This is a genomic window from Mesorhizobium sp. LCM 4576 (genome assembly GCF_001854815.1).
GTDB lineage: Bacteria > Pseudomonadota > Alphaproteobacteria > Rhizobiales > Rhizobiaceae > Mesorhizobium > Mesorhizobium plurifarium.
The window spans coordinates 72,145-93,668 of sequence record NZ_MDDT01000040.1; the positions used below are offsets into that span (position 1 = coordinate 72,145).

Here is a 21,524-nt window from a genome sequence, read left to right on the forward strand (position 1 = left end):
GCTTCGGATCGAGCAACACCGCCGCGGACGCCGTAAACCCGCTTCTGTCGCCGCCAAGCGACGGTCTCAGCAGGCGCGGCAGCCACGACAGTTTGTAGGCAAGCGGATAGTTCGACAYGGGTCCATCCAGTTTCGACCTGTGTAGACTGTCTGGCAGGCCGGTTGAAGCGGGTCACCCCGCGACCGAAATGCGTGTATGCTCGCCGGCAGTGGAGGGCGATGACGATGCTTAGAGCGATCCTTGCAGCAACCTTGTTTGCAGTCCTGCCGGCGTCCTTCGCCTGGGCGGAGATGCCGGACGCAGCCAAGTCCATGTTCGAGGCGAAGAGCGTGGCCGAGCGGAACACGGCATTGTCGACGCTGGAAGCGGCAGCGGCGAAGGACCCGGCCTCGGCCTATGCGGCCGGCGCCGGCGAATTCTTCACCGCGCTCGAGCTTCTCGCCGGCGGCCTGCATCGCCACGGTTTCGAGAGCCCGAAATCCTTCATGCTGCCGCTGATGCAGTTGCCCGTGCCCGACAACCCCAACCCGCAGCCGCTGACCTACGAAGAATTCCGCGCCATCCTGGTCGCCTTCCGCGACCGGCTCGAAAAATCCGCCGCCACGCTGGGCTCCGTGCCAAAAGATGCCGACATCGGCATGGTCGTCGATCTCACCCGCGCCGGCATCGATCTCAACGAAGACGGCACGATTGCGCCGGACGAAAGCTTCGCCGCGATCATGGCGTCGCTCTCACGCGGCGGCATCGACACCGGCAATGCGGCGCCTTCGCTCACCTTCCGCTTCGACCGCGCCGACGGTTTCTGGTTGCAAGGCTATGCCGAATTCCTGATGGCGCAGGCCGATTTCTGGCTGGCGCATGATTTCCGCAATGCCTTCGACGGCTCGTTCCACATGCTCTTCCCGCGCGCCAAACTGCCGCTGCAGGACGCGCTGGTGYCGCTGGACGGCGGCATGAGCGGCAACATGTTCGCCTCGGAATGGCGCTTTGCGGACTTCATCTCGCTGGTGCATCTCGTCAACTGGCCGGTGATCGAGCCGGAACGCCGGCAGRCCGCGCGCCGCCACCTGCTGGAGATGATCCGGCTGTCGCGCGAGGACTGGAAAGCGATCCTGGCCGAGACCGACAATGACCGCGAATGGTTGCCGGGACCGCAGCAGAAGGGCCTCAATCCGCTGACCGGCCTCGAGGTCGGCGAGGAACAGGTGCAGGCCTGGCTCGCCACGCTGACTTTGGCCGAGGACCTTCTCGAAGGCCGCGCGCTGCTGCCGCATTTCCGCATCGCCGGCAAGGGCATCAACATGAAGCGCTTCTTCGACGAGCCGAAACCCTTTGACCTCGTGCTGTCGATCACCGGCCCCGGCATCGCGCCCTATCTCGAAAGCGGCAGGATCCTCAGCAGCGACGATTTCGACCAGATCCAGCGCGAGTTCGGCGGCGCCGGATTCTTGACCTTCGCGCTGTGGTTCAACTGAGTCTTGGGTTCCTCGCCCCCATGAAATGGGGGAGAAGTGGCTCGGCGAAGCCGAGACGGAGAGGGGAGCGCCGGTTCGGGCGGCGAAAGCGCCTCAAGGAGAAGGGCTTCCGCCTTACGAAGCCCCCTCTCCGTCCGCTTCGCGGACACCTCTCCCCCGCCTCTGGCGGGGGCGAAGAACCTTTGAGGTCGGCGTTCGCTCTCCCATCGGATCATGACGCCCCTCCTGACAGCCTTCTGTCAGCAGCGTCCGCGCCCGGCCGGCGCCCATGCACTCGGCTCTTTCCATTTTGGCCGAGTCCACCCATATTCGGGGCATGGCCAGACATCCTGACAAGAAGACGCCTTCGCAAGACGGCGCGCCGAAGCGGCGCAGCCCACTGACCGAATTCCTCGACGCCGCCGAGCCGTTGAAGCCGGGTGGTTTCGCCGAGGCGCCGCAGGCCGAATTTTCCGGCGCGCCGCTGACCGGCTCGATCTCCGATTGGGTCGGGGAGATCGAGCGCGAGGCGGAAAAGCAGCCGAAGGCGAAAGCTCCCAAAAAGATCCCCGAACGCTCGTCGGCGCCCGGGCGCACCGCGCGCGGCACCTCGATGGGCGGCGCAGCCTCGGCCAAGGAACGCGCGGCCGCCGGCCTCAATCCGGTGGCCGGCCTCGACATCAGCCTGGAGGACGCCGAGCAGGTTTCCTCGAGCGGCGTCACCGCGACCGTCGCCGCGCTGTCGGCGCTGATCGAATCCGGCAATCCGCTGCACAAGGACGGCCAGCTTTGGACGCCGCACCGTCCGGCCCGACCGGAAAAATCGGAAGGCGGCATCGCCATCAAGATGGTGTCGGATTTCGAACCGGCCGGCGACCAGCCGACCGCCATCAAGGACCTCGTCGAAGGCGTCGAGCAGAACGACCGCACCCAGGTGCTGCTCGGCGTCACTGGCTCGGGCAAGACCTTCACCATGGCCAAGGTGATCGAGGAGACGCAGCGCCCTGCCCTGATCCTGGCGCCCAACAAGACGCTGGCCGCGCAGCTCTACGCCGAGTTCAAGAAGTTCTTCCCCGAGAACGCGGTCGAGTATTTCGTCTCCTACTACGACTATTACCAGCCGGAGGCCTACGTCCCACGTACCGACACCTATATCGAGAAGGAATCCTCGATCAACGAGCAGATCGACCGCATGCGCCACTCGGCAACGCGCTCGCTGCTGGAGCGTGACGACGTCATCATCGTCGCCTCGGTGTCCTGCATCTACGGTATCGGCTCGGTCGAGACCTATACGGCGATGACCTTCCAGATGCAGGTCGGCGACCGGCTCGACCAGCGCTCGTTGCTGGCCGACCTCGTCGCCCAGCAATACAAGCGCCAGGACGTCAACTTCGTGCGCGGCTCGTTTCGCGTGCGCGGCGACACGATCGAGATCTTCCCGGCCCACCTTGAGGATCGCGCCTGGCGCATCTCGATGTTCGGCGACGAGATTGAATCGATCACCGAATTCGATCCGCTGACCGGCCAGAAGACGGGCGAGCTGAAGAGCGTCAAGATCTACGCCAACTCGCWCTATGTGACGCCGCGCCCGACGTTGAATCAAGCCATCAAGTCGATCAAGGAAGAGCTCAAGCACCGCTTGCAAGAGCTTGAAAAGGCTGGCCGTTTGCTGGAAGCGCAACGCCTGGAGCAGCGCACGCGCTTCGATCTGGAGATGCTGGAGGCGACCGGTTCCTGYGCCGGCATCGAGAACTATTCGCGCTATCTCACGGGCCGCCAGCCGGGCGAGCCGCCGCCGACCTTGTTCGAATATGTGCCGGACAATGCGCTGATCTTTATCGATGAAAGCCATGTCACCGTGCCGCAGATCGGCGGCATGTATCGCGGCGACTTCYGCCGCAAGGCGACGCTGGCCGAGTACGGCTTCCGCCTGCCCTCCTGCATGGACAACCGGCCGCTGCGTTTCGAGGAATGGGATGCCATGCGCCCGCTCTCGGTCGCGGTTTCGGCGACGCCGGGTGCCTGGGAATTGGAACAGTCCGGCGGCGTCTTCGCCGAGCAGGTCATCCGCCCGACTGGCCTGATCGACMCGCCGGTCGAGGTGYGTCCGRCCAAGAGCCAGGTCGACGACGTCGTCGGCGAGATCCGCGACACCACCCGGGCCGGCTACCGGACGCTGGTCACCGTGCTGACCAAGCGCATGGCCGAGGACCTGACCGAATACCTGCACGAGAACGGCATCCGCGTCCGCTACATGCATTCCGACATCGACACGCTGGAGCRCATCGAGATCCTGCGCGACCTGCGCCTCGGCGCCTTCGACGTGCTGGTCGGCATCAACCTCTTGCGCGAGGGCCTCGACATTCCCGAATGCGGCTTCGTCGCCATCCTCGATGCCGACAAGGAAGGCTTCCTGCGCTCGGAGACCTCGCTGATCCAGACCATCGGCCGCGCCGCGCGAAACGTCGACGGCAAGGTCATCCTCTATGCCGACCAGATCACCGGCTCGATGGAGCGGGCGATGGCTGAGACCAACCGCCGCCGCGAGAAGCAGATGGAGTGGAACGCCGCCAACGGCATCACGCCGGAATCGGTCAAGTCGCGCATCGCCGACATTCTCGACTCGGTCTACGAGAAGGACCATGTCCGCGCCGACATCTCGCAGTTCACCGACGATGCCGGAGCGATGATCGGCAACAATCTGAAGACCCATCTCGAGGCGCTGGACAAGCAAATGCGCGATGCCGCCGCCAATCTCGACTTCGAGAAGGCGGCGCGCATCCGCGACGAGATCAAGCGGYTGCGCGAGATGGAGCTCGCCATCTCCGACGACCCGCTGGCGCGCGAGGTGGAAAGCCAAAGTCCTGCATCCGGGCGCGAAAAGGGCAAGCACAACAAGGGCGTCGCCAAACACCGCACCGCCGAGGAGCAGGAGCGGTTCCGCAGGCTCGACGAAGCCCGCGCCGCCGAGGAGGCGGCCAAGGCTGCCCGCCCCAACATGTTCCGCAAGCCGCATCTGGACGAGATGGGCGCCGACGGCGCCGTGCCGGTGAAGAAGCCCCTCTTCGCCAAGCCCTCGCTCGACGACATGGGCCCCGGCACGGACATGGCGACGCCGGCAGGGGCGGTGTCGCGCTCGCTGTTCAAGAAGCAGACGGCGCAGGAAGCGCATGGCTCCGATTTCGGCATTCCCGGCGACCGCACCAGGCCGCTGTTCCGCAAGAATTCGCTCGACGAGATGACGGTGCGGCGAACGGAGAAACCGGTGGAAGGAAAGAAGCCGGCGAAGCCCCAGCCAATTTCTCCCACGCCGGAAGGCCGCGACGACAAACCCATCGTCCGCCAACGTTCGGGCATCGGCTCCTACGAGGACCCGGCCGACGAGCGCCGCCAAAAGCGTCGACCGGGCAAGACCGGACGGCCGGGGCAGTAGCGCCTTCTTCCTTCTCCCCTTGTGGGAGAAGGTGTCGCCGAAGGCGACGGATGAGGGGGGCTCCAGATGCCACCAGCGTCTCACTCCGCTGGAGCACCCCTCATCCGTCTCGGCGCTGTCGCGCCGATCCACCTTCTCCCACAAGGGGAGAAGGGGAAGGGCGCCACTTGCCACCAACCCCTCCCCAGTGTACCCAATCCCCAACTCGAACTTCTGRAAGGAGGGCTGCGTGAACTACTATCACCATCGTCAGCGTGGCCCGATTTGCGCCCTGCGAGCTTGCTTGCAGGGCTGACCAGGACGGTCCGGGTTCTCTTCCCGTTTCGATTTTTGGTCTGCCCTTCGTGGTGCCGCTGAGCTTGGCCTGATGGCCTGTCGGCGCACCGTCAAAGTGCATCGGACCGGAGCGCGCCTCCGGGCAGACCAGAGAAATCGACATGGCCTTGATCAGCCTCAAATCCCTCGGCGTCACCATGAGTGCGCCGCTCTTYTCCAATCTCGACCTTACCATCGGCGCCGGCGACCGGCTCGGCATCGTCGCGGCCAATGGCCGTGGCAAATCCACACTTCTCAAATGCCTGGCCGGCGAATTCGAAGCCACCTCCGGCGACATCACCCGTTCACGCGGCCTGCGCGTCGGCCACGTCGAGCAATCCGTCCCCGACGCATTGCTCGGCCGCGGCTTCCATGACGTCGTCGCCGACGCCTTGCCGGCCGACCAGCGCGATAGCGAGTTCTGGCGGGTCGACGTGGTGCTGGATTCGCTCGAAGTGCCGGAAGACATGCGCGGCCGGCCGATGCGGGCGCTGAGCGGCGGCTGGCAGCGGCTGGCGCTGATCGCCCGCGTCTGGGTCACCGATCCGGACATGCTGCTGCTCGACGAGCCGACCAATCATCTCGACCTCGCCAGGATCGCCCAGCTGGAAACATGGCTCAACGCGTTGCCGCGCGAGGTGCCGGTGATCATCGCCAGCCACGACCGTGCCTTCCTCGACGCCACCACCARCCGCACGCTGTTCCTGCGTCCCGAAGACTCGCCGGTGTTCGCGCTGCCCTATTCGCGCGCCAGGCAGGCGCTCGACGAGCTCGACGCCTCGACGGCGCGCAAGTTCGAGCGCGACATGAAGATCGCCCAGCAGTTGCGCAAGCAGGCCGCCAAGCTCAACAACATCGGCATCAATTCCGGCAGCGACCTTCTGACGGTGAAGACCAGGCAGCTCAAGGATCGGGCCGAGAAGCTGGAGGATGCCGCCGTACAAGCGCATCGCGAGCGCTCGGCCGGCGCGATCAGGCTGGCGAACCGCGGCACCCACGCCAAGGTGCTGATCACGCTCGAGGACGCGGCGGTCGAAACGCCTGACGGCACGCTGCTGTTCAGGACCGGCAAGCGCCACATCTGCCAGGGCGATCGCATCGTGCTGCTTGGCCGCAACGGCGTCGGCAAGACGCGCTTCATCGCGATGATCCGCGACGCCGTCGCCGAGCCGGGATCGGTCGCGAACGTCAAGGTGACGCCGTCGACCGTGCTCGGTTACAGCGACCAGGCGCTGTCGGGCATTGACGGCGAGGACACGCCGCTGGCGATGCTCTCGCACCGCTTCGAGGTCGGCGAGCAGCGCGCCCGCTCGCTGCTCGCCGGCGCCGGCGTCGCGATCGAGATGCAGGAGAGGAAGATCGGCGTTCTGTCCGGCGGACAGAAGTCGAGGCTGATGATGCTGGTGCTCCGGCTCATCCAGCCCAACTTCTATCTGCTCGACGAGCCGACCAACCATCTTGACATCGACGGCCAGGAAGCATTGGAGGACGAGTTGCTGACRCACCAGGCGAGCTGCCTGCTCGCCTCGCATGACCGCTCCTTCATCCGCGCCGTCGGCAACCGCTTCTGGCTGATCGACAAGCGGCGGCTGACTGAGGTCGACGACCCGGAGGCGTTCTTCCGCTCGGTCGCCGAAACGCCGAATTGAGTGACGGCGCATCAGCCGGGCCGGCACTCAAAGTAGTGCCGGCCCGACAATACTTTTCCACTTGCTAAAAAAGGAGCATCTTGAATCGCTCAGCCATGGAGGGAACGGGCCATGCGTGCAGTGGACATCGTCAGCAATCTCTACCAGGCCTATGCGGACCGCGATATCGAGGGTGCCCTGGCGCGGTGCGCCGAGGATGTCGTGTTCCGATGGATTGCCGATCCCAGGCAATCGCGCCATGCCGGCATCGCGCATGGCAAGCAGGAATTCCTTTCCAGGTTGCTGGCGCTCGACGACGACTTCGAATACCGGCACTTCGTCCCGGTCGACATCATCGACGGCGGCGACAAGGTCGCGGCACAGGTCGAGATCCACATGACGCGCCGCGCCACCGGCGAGGAGTTCATCATGCGCACCGCCAATTTCTGGACGGTGCGCGACGGCGAGATCGTCGAGATGGTGGAATATTACGACACCGCGCTGGCCGCGTCGATGCTCTGAAAAAGATTGCAGCGACCTGTCGGATCGCTTGTTGCCGCCTCGTCCTTGGGATGCCGACGCGATGATGCCGGCATCAACCAGGGAGAAACCAACATGTCGGTACTGTCATCCATCGGCCGTCTCGCCAACCGCTATGCCGCGGCCCGTGCCCGCTACCGCAGCGAGCGCATCCTGCTTTCACTGCCCGCCGAGTTGCGCAAGGACATCGGCTTTCCGGAGATTTTCGAAACGCGCGAAAGCCGCCGCGCCGCCACTTTCTCGGCGAAGGTCATATAAAGCTGCAAATCCCATGCGATTGTTCTCCGGTCGCCCGAGCTGCCGGAAACCGGCCCTTTAAGAAATTTTCGGGAGGCATGTAGGATCGCCGCCGCTTCATCCGTCCTTGGGTGGCAAACCCGATCAAACCCCGTGAAGAGGAACACGAGAATGAACGATCAGACCCCGCCCCGCGCCAAGGTCCTTGGCGGATTGACCCCCTACCTGCAGGTCGACGGCGCCATCAAGGCCGCCGAATTCTACAAGAAGGCTTTCGGCGCGGAGGAAGTGTTCGCCTATCCGCCGGACGACAAGGGCCGCACCATGCACATCCATCTCTATGTCAACGGCTCGACGCTGATGCTGGGCGATGCCTATCCCGAACACGGCCATCCGCACCAGGCGGCGCAGGGCTACACGCTGCAGCTCCATCTCGGCAGCGACGACATCGATGCCTGGTGGAAGCGCGCGGTCGATGCCGGCTGCGAGATCGTCACGCCGCTGCAGGTGATGTTCTGGGGCGACCGCTGGGGCCAGGTGAAAGATCCCTTCGGCGTCGCCTGGGCGATGAACGCGCCGGTGAAGTGATTTCCCAGCGAGCAGGCGTCGCCCCGAGGGATGGCGCGCTCACTCGCGCCGGGTCGTTCCCCGCCGACCCGGCGCTTGTTTTTCACCAAGGAGTCTCATCATGTCCTATGTCGATGGTTTCGTGATCGCCGTGCCGAGGGCAAATCTCGATGACTACAARAAGCTGGCCAACACCGCCGGCCCGATATGGATGGAGCACGGCGCGCTCTCCTATGTCGAATGCGTCGGCGATGACGTGCCCTATGGCGAGCTGACCTCGTTCCCGCGCGCCGTTCAAGCCAAGGACGACGAGGTCGTCATCTTCGCCTGGGTCGTTTACGAGTCCAGGCAGAGCCGCGACGCGGTCATGGCCAAGGTGATGGCCGACGCGCGTCTCAAGATGGATTGGTCAGCCATGCCGTTCGACGGCAAGCGCATGATCTTCGGCGGCTTCCAGCCGTTCTTGGAGCTTTGAGGAACTCTGCCCCAAGCTGGGTTGAGATTGAGGTCAGGCCGAGTCGAGAATGGTGGTTCCCGAGAACCGGAGCGGAGCGTACTTAAAGTACGTGAGCACCGGAAGCGCAGGGAACCGCCGTTCGCAGGCCGGCCTCACCTCAATATCAGCCCAGCTTGTCGAGCAGCGGCTTCAGCCGGTCCCCATACCGCTTCCACAGGTCGACCGAGCCCTGATACATGGGCTGGCGCACCTRCGCGGCCGAAGCCGTGCGCACCGGTCGGTCCGTCTCGTGGAAGGACAGCAGCTTGTCGTCCCAGGGCAGGCCGAGATACGCCATCAACGCCCGCGTCTGCCCTTCCTGGTCGGCGACGAAATCCTCATAGCGCACATCGTGCACGACGCCCGGCAGCACCTTGTGCCAATGCGCCATGATGTCGGTGTAGAGGTTATGGAAATCGGCGAGCTCGCCGAGGTCGTAACCGTAGCGGTGGCTGTCGCCGCGGAAATGCACCTTGAAGATCGACAGGCACGTGGCCGCCGCGTCGCGCGCGCAATGGACGATCTTGGCCTTCGGCAGCATCATGTGCAGGAAGCCGACCAGCAGGAAGTTGCCCGGCATCTTGTCGGTGACATGGCGGTAGCCCGGATAGCGGGCATGCAGCATGTCGAGATAGGCCTGGCCGGCCTCGGCGAAGGCCTTGTCGGGCATGTCGGCGATACCGCCGGGGAAGCCGCCCGGCATGCTCATCGGAAACTGCTTGCCGACGGCCGTCTTGAGGATGTTCAACTCGCCGGCGCCAAGGACCTGCGGGTGGCTGGCGATGATCTGCTCGACCAGCGTCGTGCCGGAACGCGGCATGYCGACGACGAAGATCGGCGTGTCGTCGGAAATGTCGCTTGGCCGGTGCTTCTCGAAGAAGGCGGTGTCGAAGGCCGCCTTCATCGCCTCGAATTCGCCGCGCGTGCGCGCGGGATCGTAGGCGATCGCCCTGCGGCGGATGGCATTGCCCTCGGCGAAATAGTCGAAGGCGCGGCCATAATCCTTGAGGTCGTCATTGGCCTTGCCCAGGCCGAAGGAAAGCTGCATGCGTGCCAGGCTGCCCTGCGGCGCCTTGGCGTGYTCGGCCTCCATGCCGGCAAGCTCCTTGTCGCGCTCGGTCTGGCGCTTGACCTGCGTGAGCAGCAGCCAAGCCTTGGCCATGTTCGGGGCGATCGCCAGCGCCTGGCGGGCGAGATCCGCCGCCTCGTCGAGCTTGCCCTTCTCCATCATCGCGACGCCCAGCCCATAGAGAAGCTCGGCGTCCTTCGGCCGGATCGACAGCGCCTCGCGGAACAGCTTGATCGCCTCGTCCAGCCGTCCGGCTTCCTGCAGCGTCTCGGCAAGGCCGATGCGTGCGCGGACATGGAACGGGTTGCGGCCGATCGTGCCGCGATAGATTTCCTCGGCCGCTTCGAACTGGCCGAGCTGCGTCAGCGACGAACCGAGATTGTCGCGCGCGGCCAATTGGTCGGGCCGGATATCCACCGCGCCGCGGAAGAAATCGATCGCGTCGGCGACGCGCCCGAGATCGCGCATGACCGTGCCCATATTGTTGAGGWAGTCGGCATTCTCGGGCTGCAGCGTCACCGACTGCTCGATGAGATCGAGCCCTTCCTCGCTCCTGCCGGTCTGGTGCAGCAGCAATCCGAGGAAATGCAGCGCCGCGGCATGGTTAGGCTGCTGCCCAAGGACCTGCCGGTAGAGCGCCTCGGCCTCCTGGCGGCGCCCCGCCTGATGGAATTGCAGCGCCTTTTGCACATACGGATCGAGCGGGCTGGGYGAGCCACCAGGCCTGCCGCCGGCGTTTGCCGCTCTTCTGTGATCTTTGCTAATGGGAAACCTGCCGTATTTGTTGGTCCGCCGGACCTAAGCCATACGGGCAAGAGATTCAAGACTAATGCATGTCGCCCAGAAGCGCGCAGCGGTTATGGGACAACGACATGCATCAAAACAAAGACTTAAACCGCGTCGCCGGAAATCCGTTTCAGCGCGACGCGCTTTAAGCGTCAGCGCGCGTCGCGGTGTCCATTTGCGCGGATGGACACCGCCGTCCCTTTCAACACGGTCCGTCGCCGACGATGCGATAGTCCGCCGCGCGGGCCTCGCATGCGTTCGGGAAGGTGCGCACTTGCCCGTGGCRCCTGGCGCAGACCGGAGCATATTCGCGCGTGCAGAACGTCTGCTCCCCACCACCGCCGCCGCCATCACGGCAAGCACCTTCCCGCAGGATGCGGTAGCCTTCCCGTTCGGCCAGGCAGGCATTGGCGAAGGTCTGGYGGTCGCCGCCGCGCCGGGCGCAAACCGGTTGGTACTGCATGGTGCAGAGCTGCGGATGCGGCCTGGGCGGGCGCGGGCGCGGGCCATCGTCGACGACCACGGTACAGGCCGCCAGCAGCGCGGACAGGATGAGAATGACAAAACCCTGACGCGAGACCGCAAGAAATCTCATATGTCCCTCCTCCGTCCCGGCCCGGTGACGCCGGCTCGCGATATCCTCGCATCCTGCGCGGTAAACGCAACCACTGTTTGTGGAGCCACCGTGGCCTGCGGTCGCCGCCCTCATTCTGGCCTATGCTTGGCCCGTCTCTGGCCGATGACCGGTGATGAGGCYGGGTCTATCGAAGCCCCAGCGTTGGACGCGCYGAAGGCCGCCCGCGAGCGTCATCTTGCAACCATCACGTTTCCGTGTAATAAAAACCATGTTCGGGCATTTGCGACCCGGAGAGCGGCACGTTTTGGACGACCTTTCCCCGACAAGTGTGAATCTCTGACAACCCCGTTTTTCGGCGGGGGGTTTGACCATGCGCGAATGCATGACCGCCGAAGCAACCACCGGGATTTGCCCAAGGCGCGAGGCAGCGGGCAAACCAHAAGACTGACACGGGTGAAGGAGTTTTCCCCAATGGCCCAGACCGGTACCGTAAAGTTCTTCAATGCCACCAAAGGCTTCGGCTTCATCACGCCGGATGGCGGCGCCAAGGACGTGTTCGTCCATATCTCCGCGATCGAGGCGTCCGGCCTGCGCACGTTGGTCGACGGCCAGAAGGTCACATTCGACGTCGAGCCGGACCGCATGGGCAAGGGCCCGAAGGCGGTCAACCWGCGCGCCGCCTGATCTCGAAGCAGCCTGTCCTTGCGGATGCAATGGTGCGGCGGGATCATAAATCGGCTTGCGGGCAGGCCCGAAATTGCGAAGGCGCGACGATATCGTCGCGCCTTTTTCGCACGCAAATGCTTGGATCGGCAGGCGAAAACTTTCTCTTGCCGATAGCGCTAAAATAAAGGACAAATTTCCTCTCGGGCAGTTTGCCGGCCCGAGACTTGACTTGATGGGATCAAAGGAGTTTCCCATGCCGCAGACCGGCACCGTCAAATTCTTCAACCATGCCAAGGGCTTCGGCTTCATCACGCCCGATGATGGCGCGAAGGATGTCTTCGTCCACATTTCGGCCGTGCAGGCGTCGGGCCTTCCCGGTCTTGAGGATGGGCAGAAAGTGACATTCGACACCGAGCCGGACAAGCGCGGCAAGGGTCCGAAGGCCGTCAATCTGTCGATCGGCTAAGCCGACTCGCGACGGATCCGACGGAGGCTACGCCAGGCGGGACCGCTCCCGCCCGGTACAGGGCTGTGCCCAAGCCTCGAAATCGCCCTAGCTCGAAAATCGCCAGCTTCAAAAATCGCTTGGGCCGAGTTCCGTTCAGCCTCCGTTCAGCCACGGTCTTCTATTAACCTTTGCTAAAGCCGGCCCGTATCCCCCGAAAAAATGCGCGGGCCGGCGTGAAGGAGACCGAAAATGAACCGCTTTCTCAAGACCGCCATCCTGAGCGTTGGCATTGCCGCGACCACCTTGGCCACCTTCTCGGCGGCCAATGCGGATGACTGGCGCTGGCACCATCATCGCAGCCACGGCGGCGACGCCCTCGCCGCCGGTGTCGTCGGCCTCGCGGCAGGCGCCCTGATCGGCAGCGCGCTGAGCAACCCCGGTCCGCGCTATTACGAGCCGGCCTATGGTGACGACTACTATGTCGACCGGCCGGTGCGCCGCTACTACGTGCAGCAGCCCCGCTACGTCTATGCCGACCGCTACGCCGAGCCGTGGACCCGCGGCTGGTACGAGTATTGCTCGGACCGTTACCGCACCTTCAACTCGCGCACCGGCACCTTCACCGGCAATGACGGCGCCCAGCATTTCTGCGTCGCCAACTGACCGAAGCTACCGAAGCTCCGAGTAATCGCTGGGTTCCCTGCCCACGAAAGCGCCGCCTCGAGCGGCGCTTTTCTTTGCTTGCAGGTCAGGTCAGAAACGGATTGGTCCGCCTTTCATCGCCAAAACGGCTGCCTGGACCATGGCCGCAGATGAAACCGACATCGTCGCCGAGCGGCAGAAGCTTTTGCTTGATCGAGGCAATCAGGGCGGCATGGTCGCCGCCGGGCAGATCGGTGCGCCCGACCGAGCCACGAAACAGCACGTCTCCGACATGCGCGAATTTAGCCGCGCGGTTGTAGTAGACCACGTGGCCCGGCGCATGTCCCGGGCAATGCAGCACTTCGAACACATGCTCGCCGAACGACACAGTCTCGCCTTCGGTGAGGAAGCGATCCGGCACGCAATTGCGCACCGGATCGGTGAGGCCAAAACGCCTGGCCTGGTTCTCGAGATTGGCAAGCAGCGGCTTGTCGGCCTCGTGCGGGCCGATAATGTCGATGCCCAGCGCGTCCTTCAGCTCCATCGCGCCGCCGGCATGGTCGATATGGCCATGCGTGATCCAGATCGCGCCGGCGGTGATGGCATTGTCCTTCAGCACCGACAGTATCTGGTCGACATCGCCGCCGGGATCGACGACGACGCCCGTCTTGTCGTCCATATCGAACAGGATGGTGCAGTTCTGCTGGAACGGCGTGACCGGCACGATACCGGCATTAAGCTGACCCATAACGTTCCTTTCCAAGTTTCGCCCTGATGTAGACAGGCGTGCTAGGCGCGTCCACTGCGGGCCAGAACAAATATCCTGGAAACGAAAATGGGCGGCCGAAGCCGCCCATTTGAAAACCTGAAGCGAGAGGCCTTACTTCTTCATCGCGTTCATGACCGCGCCGATGATGCCGGTCAGGATGGCACCGCCGCCCACGCCGCCAAGAAGGTTCTTCAGGTCGAGCGCGCTGCCGATTCCACCCGCCGCTGCCGCTGCGTCGACTCCACCGCCACCAAGCAGACTGCCAAGAATGGCCGCGCCGCCGACRCCGCCGATGGCGCCGCCAAGGATCTTGGTAAGCTGGCCCATCGCCGCCTGCTTCAGCGCAGCGCCAACCGCCTGGCCACCGATAACGCCGGCAATTACCTGTACAACGATCTGAATAATCGTGTTGCTGTCCATGTAACTAGTCCCTCCATAGCCGCCTGCCTCCAAGGGCCGACACCATCATGAGACGCCGAACCGTTCGAAAGTCAAATGCGTGAAAGCTTAAATAAAAAGGGCGGCCCGAAAACCGCCCCTATTGCACAAAAAAGCTGTGACTATCGCTATTCTGCGGCAATCGCATGCTTTGGCTGCACCGCAGCCGAATAGTCATTCATCAATGTCTTGGCTATCTCGCCAACCTCGAATCGGTACGGACCGATCTCCGAGACCGGCGTGACCTCAGCTGCCGTCCCGGTGAGGAAGCACTGCTCGAAACCTTCGAGCTCCTCAGGCATGATGGCGCGCTCGACCACTTCGAAACCGCGATCCTTCGCCAGGCCGATCACCGTGCGGCGGGTTATGCCATCGAGGAAGCAGTCGGGTGTGGGCGTATGGATCTTGCCGTCCTTGACGAAGAAGATGTTGGCGCCGGTGGCTTCCGCCACCTGGCCACGCCAATCGAGCATCATGGCGTCGGCGTAGCCCTTGGCCTCCGCRGCGTGCTTGGAGAGCGTGCAGATCATGTAGAGGCCGGCGGCCTTCGACTTTGACGGCGCGGTACGCGGATCGGGCCGGCGCCACTCGGCGACATCGAGGCGGATACCCTTGAGTTTCTGCGCGGGGTCGAAATAGCTCGGCCACTGCCAGATGGCGATGGCGCAGTTGATGCGGTTGTTCTGCGCCGAGACGSCCATCTGCTCGCTGCCGCGCCAGGCGATCGGGCGCACATAGGCGTCCTGGAAACCCTGCTTCTTCAAAAGCGTGCGGCAGGCCTCGTCGATCTCGGCGACCGGATAGGGAATCTTGAAGCCGAGCAGGCGCGCCGATTCATGCAGGCGCTCATTATGCTCGGTCAGCTTGAAGATCTGGCCGCCATAGGCGCGCTCACCTTCGAAGACGGCGCTGGCATAGTGCAGGCCATGGGTCAGCACATGGATCTTGGCGTCGGCCCATTTGACGAACTCGCCGTTCATCCAGATGAAGCCGTCCAATTGATCGAAGGGAACGGATGCCATGGAAACCTCCCGCGGGCGGCCGCCCGCAAATCGTTGTGTTTTAAAGCCTTCCGTACCGGCCCGCCACAGGATCCGAAACGTTGGCCAATGCATGAAAGCGTAGGCGGATATTCAATTCGTGGCAAACTCAGGAAGTTCCGGAAAAACGGCTTCCACTTGCCTTTTCGTTCGCAATCCGCCGAAAAGCTTGTCAAAAATTATCATTGCCCGGAAATTACGTCAATAGTACTGACATAATTCCCGCCTCGCATGGAGAAATGATGACGGATCCAAGCCCCGCAGCCGGAAAACCGATCAGGACGGCGATCGCCGACGAGGACGGCATCGACTTTGCCATCATCGAACTGTTTTTCTTCGCCTACCGCGATTTCACCTCCGACCCGGACCAGATACTCGCCGAATACGGCTTTGGCCGCGCTCATCATCGCGTGCTGCACTTCGTCAACCGCAGGCCCGGGCTCACCGTCGCCGAACTGCTCGATGTGCTGAAGATCACCAAGCAGAGCCTGGCGCGGGTCTTGAAGCAGTTGATCGACACCGACCATATCGTCCAGGTGCAGGGTCCGCGCGATCRCCGGCAGCGCGAACTCTACCCGACCGCCAGGGGCCGCGCGCTGGCCTTGGCGCTGGCGCGGCCACAGTCGCGCCGCATCCGTGCGGCATTGGAGGATTCCGGAGCCACYGAGCGCGCCACGATCGAGCGATTCCTGGAAGCAATGGTCAATCCGGAACTAAGAGCGCAGATCGACATTGTGCCTGCGCAAACATCGGGGAAGAACCATGGAGACCATTGAGAAGGTTGATCATCCGGCCGCGCCCGACGATGACGCGCCGCACCTCTTGGTTGTCGATGACGACACGCGTATCCGCAACCTGCTCAAGCAGTATCTGTCCGAGAACGGCTTTCGCGTCACCGTCGCCGGCAATTCCGGCGAGGCCAGGCGCAAGCTCGCCGGCCTCGACTTCGACCTTTTGGTGCTCGATGTCATGATGCCGGGCGAGACCGGCGTCGATCTCACCAAGGCGCTGCGGGCCGAGAAGAACGTGCCGATCCTGATGCTGACGGCGCTGTCCGAGACCGACAGCCGCATCACCGGGCTGGAAGCCGGCGCCGATGATTACCTGCCGAAACCGTTCGATCCGCGCGAGCTCATCCTGCGCATCAACAACATCCTGCGCCGTGGCGGCCCCGCCGCGACCCCTAAGGTCGAGCAGCTGGTGTTCGGGCCTTACACGTTCCAGATCRCCAAGCGTGAATTGAAGCGCGGCGGCGAGGCGCTTAAGCTGACCGACCGCGAGCAAGAGATCCTGGCGATCTTCGCCGCGCGGGCKGGCGAGACCATACCGCGCCATGAACTGGTGGGCGATGAATCGGATGTCGGCGAGYGCACCATCGACGTGCAGATCAACCGGCTGCGCCGCAAGATCGAGCGCGATCCATCCAATCCGGTGTGGCTGCAGACGGTGCGCGGTATTGGGTATCGGCTCAGCGTCGAATAAACTACCGTCGAAGGCCCTTTGCTGAACGGCCATCGACGAGCGGAAGGGCGAATGGCGACCACGCAACTGGAAAAGCCCGAAGGAGGCGGCCCCGGCGATCTCGTGCTGCGGACGCTGAGGGCGATGCCGCGCGCCTGGAACCGCTTTTGGCGCCTGGTCGCGCTCTACATGCCGAAGCGGCTCTACGCCCGCTCGCTGATTATCGTCATCGCGCCGATGATCCTGCTGCAGTCGGTGGTGGCCTTCGTCTTCATGGAGCGGCACTGGCAGACGGTCACCCAGCGCCTGTCGCAGGCGACGATCTCGGACATAGCGGCCGTCATCGACATGATGGAGACCTATCCGCACGACGCCGATTACGCCAACATCATCCGCATCGCCCAGGACCGCATGCAGTTGAAGGTGGATCTGTTGCCGCCCGATCCGCTGCCCCCGCCGGGCCCTAAGCCGTTCTTTTCGATCCTCGACGAGGCGCTGTCGTCGGAGATCACGAGACAGATCAACCGTCCGTTCTGGATCGACACGGTCGGCAACTCGAACGTCGTCGAGGTTCGCGTCCAGCTCGAAGGCAAGGTGCTGCGCGTCTTCGTGCGGCGCAGCCAGGCCTATGCCTCGAACACCCACATCTTCCTGATCTGGATGGTCGGCACCTCGCTGGTCCTGYTGATGATCGCCATCCCCTTCCTGCGCAATCAGATCAGGCCGATCCTGACGCTCGCCGAGGCGGCCGAGAGTTTCGGCAAGGGCCGGCCGATGCCGCGCGATTTCCGCCCGCGCGGCGCCGAGGAGGTCCGCCGCGCGGGTTTCGCCTTCATCCAGATGCGTGAGCGCATCGAGCGCCAGATCGAGCAACGCACCGCCATGCTGACCGGCGTCAGCCACGACCTCAGGACCATCCTCACAAGATTCAAGCTGCAACTGGCGCTGGCCGGCGGCAAGTCGGAGACCAAGGCCGCGCTGAACCAGGACATCGACGACATGCAGTCGATGCTGGAAGGCTATCTCTCCTTTGCCCGCGGCGAGGCGGCGGAGGACACTGGCCGTTTCGATCTCAACGCCTACTTCCAGAAGCTTGGCGAGGAAGCGCAATTGCGCGGCTGCAAGCTCACGACRACGCTGACAGGCGATCCGGCCGTGCATGTGCGRCCGAACGCCTTTGCCCGTTTGYTGTCGAACGTCATCGGCAATGCCTTCCGCTACGCCAAGACCGTCGAGGTCCACGCCAATCACGGTCGCGGCTCGCTCACCGTCACCATCGACGACGACGGTCCCGGCATTGCGCCCGACAAGCGCGAAGAGGTGTTTAAGCCTTTCCTGCGGCTCGACGAAGCGCGCAACCTCGACGCCAGCGGCACGGGACTTGGCCTGTCGATCGCCCGCGACATCGCCCGCAGCCACGGCGGCGACATCAGCCTCGAGGACAGCCCGCTCGGCGGCCTGCGCGCCGTCATCAAGGTGCCCGCGTAAGACCGGTCAAGACAGGCTTCATCCGCCCGTCATGAAATCATGGTCAAGAGCGCGCATGAAGCGCGCGACCTTCGTTGATTCGGCCCTGCCGCCCCGCTTCGATCCGGTGCCCACCCGGGTGCGCTGGAGCGAGGCGCGGGYTGCTGCCTGGCTGCCGTTCCGGCACCGCGCCGGCATGCTCGATAGCCATGCCGGCAAAGGACCGCCATGCRCATCCTGATGGTCACCGACGCATGGCGGCCGCAGGTCAATGGCGTGGTGCACACGCTGGAACGTCTGACCGAGGCGCTGAAACCTTTCGACGTCGAGCTCGATTTCCTGACGCCGAACCTCTTTCGCACCTTGCCGATGCCGACCTATCCCGACATCCGGCTGGCGCTGACGACGCCGGGTCATGTCGCGCGCATGATCGACACCGCCAAGGCCGACCACATCCACATCGTCACCGAGGGTCCGCTCGGCATCATGGCGCGTCGCCATTGCCGAAAGGTGGGCCGCCCCTTCACCACCAGCTATCACACGCGCTTTCCCGAATATCTCAGCGCCCGCCTGCCGGTGCCGGAGAGCTGGGCCTACAACTGGCTGCGCGACTTCCACAATTCCGGACAGGGCACGCTTGTCGCAACGCAATCGCTGGCGGACGATCTCGCGGCCCGCGGCTTCAACAAGCTGAGGCCCTGGACGCGCGGCGTCGACACCGACCATTTCCGGCCGGACAAGCGCAAGGAAACCGGATTTCCCCGCCCGGTTTTCCTGTGCGTCGGCCGCGTCGCGATCGAAAAGAATCTGACCGCCTTCCTCGATCTCGATCTGCCCGGCAGCAAGGTGATCGTCGGCGAAGGACCGGAACTGGCAAAACTCAAGGCGCGCTATCCCAACGCGCATTTCCTCGGCCACCGCCCGAACGACGAGCTGGCCGAGATCTACGCCTCGGCCGATGTCTTCGTGTTCCCGAGCCGCACCGATACTTTCGGCAACGTCATCATCGAGGCGCTGGCCAGCGGAACGCCGGTCGCCGCCTTCCCGGTGACCGGACCGATCGACATTGTCGGCGACGRCATCGGCGGAGCCGTGTCGAACGACCTGGGCGAAGCGGCGATGAAGGCGCTTCACGTCGACCGCGCCGAAGCCCGCCAGCGCGCGATGCGCTACAGCTGGCAGGCCTGCGCCGGAATGTTCCTCGACGTGGTCGATGAAGCGCTGGGGATGCCAAGCAAACGCGCCGATCAGGATAGGCTGGCTCCAGGTCGCCCCAGGCTCGTCCTAGAATAAACGCCCGCCGTCCGGCACCTTGCGCTCGATGGCGCCGAGCACGACGGCGCCCTCTTCATCGGGAAAGCCGAGCGTCAGCACTTCCGACATGAACGGGCCGATCTGGCGCGGCGGGAAATTGACCACCGCGAAGACCTGACGGCCGACAAGCGTTTCCGGCGCGTAGTATTTGGTGATCTGCGCCGACGACTTCTTCACTCCGATGGCCGGACCGAAATCAATCTTCAGCTTGATCGCCGGCTTGCGCGCTTCCGGAAACGGCTCGGCCTCGACGATCGTGCCGGCACGGATGTCGACACGGTCGAAATCGGCAAAGCTGATCTCGGGYTTGCGCTCGCTGCTGGAACTCATCGGCGGTGTCGGTTTGGTTCAGGCGTTTCCGTGGGTCTCGAAGAGCACGCTGGAGAGCGCGTCCTTGGCCGATGTACCCGACCAGACGACGAACTGGAAGGCCTGGAAATAGCATTCGCAGGCCTCTAACGCCGAGGACAACAGCACCTCGACCTGCTGGCTCGACGGCTCGACCCCGCCAGCAAGCAGCAGCGACTGCCGGAACATGATGGCGCCTTCCTGTTCCCACAGATCGAAATGCCCGAACAGCATCTGCTCGTTGATCAGCGACAACAGCCGCATCACTTCAAGCGCGCGCGTCTCCGGCACCTTGATGTCGAAGGCRCAGGCCAGATGCAGCGCCTCGAAATCCTCCATCCAAGAGAAGGAGACGTGGTAGTCCGTCCAGCTGCCGGCGACCGAAATCGAAATCTCATCGTCACCGGCGCGTTCGAAGGACCAGTCGTTGTTGTGGGCCACCTGCTCGATGACATCCACCGGGTGGATTTCGCGGGAGAATTCGAGTTCGAGGAGTTCCATGAATGCTTCCTGTGTTCAGGGGAGCGCCACACGCTCCGCGGGGCACACACGACGAACAATCTTGTCTAGAACTCGGACGGTCAGGACTTTCCAACGCAAAGACCCAACCGGACCCCACCGCCCGGCGCATGACCCTGCTTCGAATCATGCAACAAATTCAGTCTATTGATCGGGAGTCGCGTGAACAGCCCAATTTTTCGCACTGCGTCATCCGCATGTGGAAAGGTGGCTGTCACAAAGATTCATGCAATGCCGGTAAGCGATTCACGGCAAAGCGATTTTTCGGATCGCGCTATGTGGAAAAGTTTAACGATTATTTTTTTGCGCGGAGCTTCGCGGCACCCGCAGGTGCGGCCTGTCCGGTCAGTTCGGCGAGCCTGGCCTCGAGCGCCTCGACGCGTGTCGCCAGCTGGATGTTGTCTTCCCTCGCCTTGACCGCCATCTCGCGGACGGCCTCGAACTCTTCGCGCTRCACCACATCCATGGAGTTCAGCATGCGCTCGGCCTGCGCCCGGAACGCCGTCTCCACCTCGCGCCGCACGCCCTGCGCGGCGCCCGCCGCGTCGGTCATGATCTTTGCGAATTCGTCGAGAATGCGGTTCGGTCCGGTCGCCATGGCAGATCCTCGCTTTGTCGTTTTGACGTAGTGGCGCGCGACGCGGAATGCAAGCGCATCTGACGCGGAGCGGTTGCTCCTGTTGGCAAGCCGCTCAATAACTATTATTATCTCGGTGAGAGTCCTAGGAAGTATGTCATGGCAATCAGTGCAGATCTCGGTGAGCGCCTGGAAAACGTCGTGAACCGGCTCGTCAGCACCGGCCGCTACAATTCGAAAAGCGAAGTGTTGCGCGAAGGTGTCCGCCTTGTGGAAGAAAGGGAGAAACGTCTCGCCGCGCTTGACGCTGCACTCGCGCGAGGCGTCGCTGACGCAGATGCAGGACGCGTGAAGCCTGCCGCAGACGTGTTCGATCGCCTGGAGAGCAAATATAAGGCGATGGCCGAGAAGCGTAGGTGAAACGGCTGGTATTTACCGACGAGGCCGAGAGCGACCTTGAGGCTATCGGCGATCACATCGCGGGCGACAACCCATTCCGGGCAATGACCTTCGTTCGTGAATTGCGCAATGCCTGCATTGAACTATGCACAATGCCGGAACGTTGTCAGTTGGTCGCCCGCCATCAATCCTCCGGCATCCGTCGTCGGGTGTATGGCAATTATCTGATTTTCTTCCGCATCCATATGGATGCCGTCGAAGTGCTGCACATCCTTCACGGCGCGACGGATTATGAGCGGATTCTGTTCCCTGAGACTTGACGGTCGGCTGCGG

The 21,524-nt window shown here is 63.6% G+C and carries 24 protein-coding genes; 16 read left to right on the forward strand and 8 right to left on the reverse strand.

Features of this window, described 5'->3' with window-relative positions; translation table 11 throughout:
• Positions 1–225: 225 nt before the first annotated feature.
• The 7 genes from LCM4576_RS22255 (at position 226) to LCM4576_RS22285 (ending at position 8,650) form a co-directional block, all read left to right on the forward strand.
• Entirely contained in the window at positions 226–1,476 is a 1,251-nt protein-coding gene (locus LCM4576_RS22255) for a hypothetical protein (RefSeq protein WP_407067391.1), read from the forward strand.
• A gap of 316 nt (positions 1,477–1,792) precedes the next feature.
• Positions 1,793–4,888, forward strand: a complete 3,096-nt coding sequence (gene uvrB, locus LCM4576_RS22260; RefSeq protein ID WP_071034677.1) for an excinuclease ABC subunit UvrB — start codon at positions 1,793–1,795, stop codon at positions 4,886–4,888.
• 437 nt (positions 4,889–5,325) lie between these two features.
• Positions 5,326–6,852 carry an ABC-F family ATP-binding cassette domain-containing protein gene (locus LCM4576_RS22265; protein ID WP_071034678.1) on the forward strand — a complete coding sequence of 509 codons (1,527 nt, stop codon included), beginning with the start codon at positions 5,326–5,328 and terminating at the stop codon, positions 6,850–6,852.
• Positions 6,853–6,963: 111 nt separating this feature from the next.
• Positions 6,964–7,353, forward strand: a complete 390-nt coding sequence (locus tag LCM4576_RS22270; protein ID WP_071034679.1) for a nuclear transport factor 2 family protein — start codon at positions 6,964–6,966, stop codon at positions 7,351–7,353.
• A gap of 93 nt (positions 7,354–7,446) precedes the next feature.
• Positions 7,447–7,629, forward strand: a complete 183-nt coding sequence (locus LCM4576_RS22275; RefSeq protein ID WP_040989628.1) for a hypothetical protein — start codon at positions 7,447–7,449, stop codon at positions 7,627–7,629.
• Between the two features lie 150 nt (positions 7,630–7,779).
• Positions 7,780–8,196 carry a glyoxalase/bleomycin resistance/extradiol dioxygenase family protein gene (locus tag LCM4576_RS22280; RefSeq protein WP_071034680.1) on the forward strand — a complete coding sequence of 139 codons (417 nt, stop codon included), beginning with the start codon at positions 7,780–7,782 and terminating at the stop codon, positions 8,194–8,196.
• A 100-nt stretch (positions 8,197–8,296) separates the two neighbouring features.
• Positions 8,297–8,650, forward strand: coding sequence for a DUF1428 domain-containing protein (locus tag LCM4576_RS22285; protein WP_071034681.1), 354 nt, complete (start codon positions 8,297–8,299; stop codon positions 8,648–8,650).
• Positions 8,651–8,795: 145 nt separating this feature from the next.
• On the opposite strand, the gene LCM4576_RS22290 is transcribed toward LCM4576_RS22285, so the two are convergent.
• Both LCM4576_RS22290 and LCM4576_RS22295 read right to left on the reverse strand, forming a co-directional pair.
• Complete coding sequence (locus LCM4576_RS22290; RefSeq protein WP_071034682.1) at positions 8,796–10,430, reverse strand: tetratricopeptide repeat-containing sulfotransferase family protein; 1,635 nt, start codon at positions 10,428–10,430, stop codon at positions 8,796–8,798.
• Positions 10,431–10,728: 298 nt separating this feature from the next.
• Entirely contained in the window at positions 10,729–11,121 is a 393-nt protein-coding gene (locus LCM4576_RS22295; RefSeq protein WP_071034683.1) for a Kazal-type serine protease inhibitor domain-containing protein, read from the reverse strand.
• A gap of 453 nt (positions 11,122–11,574) precedes the next feature.
• Here LCM4576_RS22295 and LCM4576_RS22300 point away from each other — a divergent pair, with 453 nt between their 5' ends.
• The 3 genes from LCM4576_RS22300 (at position 11,575) to LCM4576_RS22310 (ending at position 12,880) form a co-directional block, all read left to right on the forward strand.
• Positions 11,575–11,787 (forward strand): cold-shock protein, encoded by a 213-nt coding sequence (locus LCM4576_RS22300; protein WP_071034684.1) that lies wholly within the window; start codon positions 11,575–11,577, stop codon positions 11,785–11,787.
• A gap of 235 nt (positions 11,788–12,022) precedes the next feature.
• Entirely contained in the window at positions 12,023–12,235 is a 213-nt protein-coding gene (locus LCM4576_RS22305) for a cold-shock protein (RefSeq protein ID WP_006202521.1), read from the forward strand.
• Positions 12,236–12,466: 231 nt separating this feature from the next.
• Positions 12,467–12,880, forward strand: coding sequence for a BA14K family protein (locus tag LCM4576_RS22310; RefSeq protein ID WP_040989633.1), 414 nt, complete (start codon positions 12,467–12,469; stop codon positions 12,878–12,880).
• Between the two features lie 85 nt (positions 12,881–12,965).
• On the opposite strand, the gene LCM4576_RS22315 is transcribed toward LCM4576_RS22310, so the two are convergent.
• The 3 genes from LCM4576_RS22315 to LCM4576_RS22325 form a co-directional block, all read right to left on the reverse strand.
• Positions 12,966–13,607, reverse strand: a complete 642-nt coding sequence (locus LCM4576_RS22315; RefSeq protein ID WP_041010202.1) for an MBL fold metallo-hydrolase — start codon at positions 13,605–13,607, stop codon at positions 12,966–12,968.
• A gap of 132 nt (positions 13,608–13,739) precedes the next feature.
• Positions 13,740–14,048, reverse strand: coding sequence for a hypothetical protein (locus tag LCM4576_RS22320; RefSeq protein WP_040989635.1), 309 nt, complete (start codon positions 14,046–14,048; stop codon positions 13,740–13,742).
• A gap of 146 nt (positions 14,049–14,194) precedes the next feature.
• Positions 14,195–15,088, reverse strand: a complete 894-nt coding sequence (locus LCM4576_RS22325; RefSeq protein ID WP_071034685.1) for a branched-chain amino acid aminotransferase — start codon at positions 15,086–15,088, stop codon at positions 14,195–14,197.
• 260 nt (positions 15,089–15,348) lie between these two features.
• Between LCM4576_RS22325 and LCM4576_RS22330 the strand changes: the two genes are divergently transcribed.
• The 4 genes from LCM4576_RS22330 (at position 15,349) to LCM4576_RS22345 (ending at position 19,327) form a co-directional block, all read left to right on the forward strand.
• Positions 15,349–15,882, forward strand: coding sequence for a MarR family winged helix-turn-helix transcriptional regulator (locus tag LCM4576_RS22330; protein WP_071034704.1), 534 nt, complete (start codon positions 15,349–15,351; stop codon positions 15,880–15,882).
• A complete protein-coding gene (locus tag LCM4576_RS22335; protein WP_071034686.1) occupies positions 15,869–16,588 on the forward strand; it encodes a response regulator in 720 nt (239 codons plus the stop codon). Before LCM4576_RS22330 ends, LCM4576_RS22335 begins: the two co-directional genes overlap by 14 nt.
• Positions 16,589–16,639: 51 nt before the next feature.
• Positions 16,640–18,055, forward strand: a complete 1,416-nt coding sequence (locus tag LCM4576_RS22340; RefSeq protein ID WP_116390098.1) for an ATP-binding protein — start codon at positions 16,640–16,642, stop codon at positions 18,053–18,055.
• A gap of 207 nt (positions 18,056–18,262) precedes the next feature.
• Entirely contained in the window at positions 18,263–19,327 is a 1,065-nt protein-coding gene (locus tag LCM4576_RS22345; protein ID WP_083361467.1) for a glycosyltransferase family 1 protein, read from the forward strand.
• On the opposite strand, the gene LCM4576_RS22350 is transcribed toward LCM4576_RS22345, so the two are convergent.
• The 3 genes from LCM4576_RS22350 to LCM4576_RS22360 form a co-directional block, all read right to left on the reverse strand.
• Positions 19,319–19,678, reverse strand: a complete 360-nt coding sequence (locus LCM4576_RS22350) for a tRNA-binding protein (RefSeq protein ID WP_040989641.1) — start codon at positions 19,676–19,678, stop codon at positions 19,319–19,321. The two genes, LCM4576_RS22345 and LCM4576_RS22350, sit on opposite strands and share 9 nt — an antisense overlap.
• A gap of 18 nt (positions 19,679–19,696) precedes the next feature.
• Complete coding sequence (locus LCM4576_RS22355; protein ID WP_040989643.1) at positions 19,697–20,197, reverse strand: YbjN domain-containing protein; 501 nt, start codon at positions 20,195–20,197, stop codon at positions 19,697–19,699.
• Positions 20,198–20,510: 313 nt separating this feature from the next.
• Positions 20,511–20,813 carry an accessory factor UbiK family protein gene (locus LCM4576_RS22360; RefSeq protein WP_071034687.1) on the reverse strand — a complete coding sequence of 101 codons (303 nt, stop codon included), beginning with the start codon at positions 20,811–20,813 and terminating at the stop codon, positions 20,511–20,513.
• A 138-nt stretch (positions 20,814–20,951) separates the two neighbouring features.
• On the opposite strand from LCM4576_RS22360, the gene LCM4576_RS22365 reads away from it, so the two are divergent.
• Positions 20,952–21,212, forward strand: coding sequence for a type II toxin-antitoxin system ParD family antitoxin (locus tag LCM4576_RS22365; RefSeq protein WP_041010205.1), 261 nt, complete (start codon positions 20,952–20,954; stop codon positions 21,210–21,212).
• Positions 21,209–21,511 carry a type II toxin-antitoxin system RelE/ParE family toxin gene (locus LCM4576_RS22370; RefSeq protein ID WP_041012784.1) on the forward strand — a complete coding sequence of 101 codons (303 nt, stop codon included), beginning with the start codon at positions 21,209–21,211 and terminating at the stop codon, positions 21,509–21,511. The genes LCM4576_RS22365 and LCM4576_RS22370 overlap by 4 nt, the downstream gene beginning before the upstream one ends.
• Positions 21,512–21,524 lie beyond the last annotated feature (13 nt).

Coding starts and splice junctions, on each gene's coding strand:
- LCM4576_RS22270 (WP_071034679.1), top strand. CDS start 6,964: ATGCGTGCAGTGGACATCGTCAGCAATCTCTACCAGGCCTATGCGGAC.
- LCM4576_RS22275 (WP_040989628.1), top strand. CDS start 7,447: ATGTCGGTACTGTCATCCATCGGCCGTCTCGCCAACCGCTATGCCGCG.
- LCM4576_RS22280 (WP_071034680.1), top strand. CDS start 7,780: ATGAACGATCAGACCCCGCCCCGCGCCAAGGTCCTTGGCGGATTGACC.
- LCM4576_RS22305 (WP_006202521.1), top strand. CDS start 12,023: ATGCCGCAGACCGGCACCGTCAAATTCTTCAACCATGCCAAGGGCTTC.
- LCM4576_RS22310 (WP_040989633.1), top strand. CDS start 12,467: ATGAACCGCTTTCTCAAGACCGCCATCCTGAGCGTTGGCATTGCCGCG.
- LCM4576_RS22315 (WP_041010202.1), bottom strand. CDS start 13,607: ATGGGTCAGCTTAATGCCGGTATCGTGCCGGTCACGCCGTTCCAGCAG.
- LCM4576_RS22365 (WP_041010205.1), top strand. CDS start 20,952: ATGGCAATCAGTGCAGATCTCGGTGAGCGCCTGGAAAACGTCGTGAAC.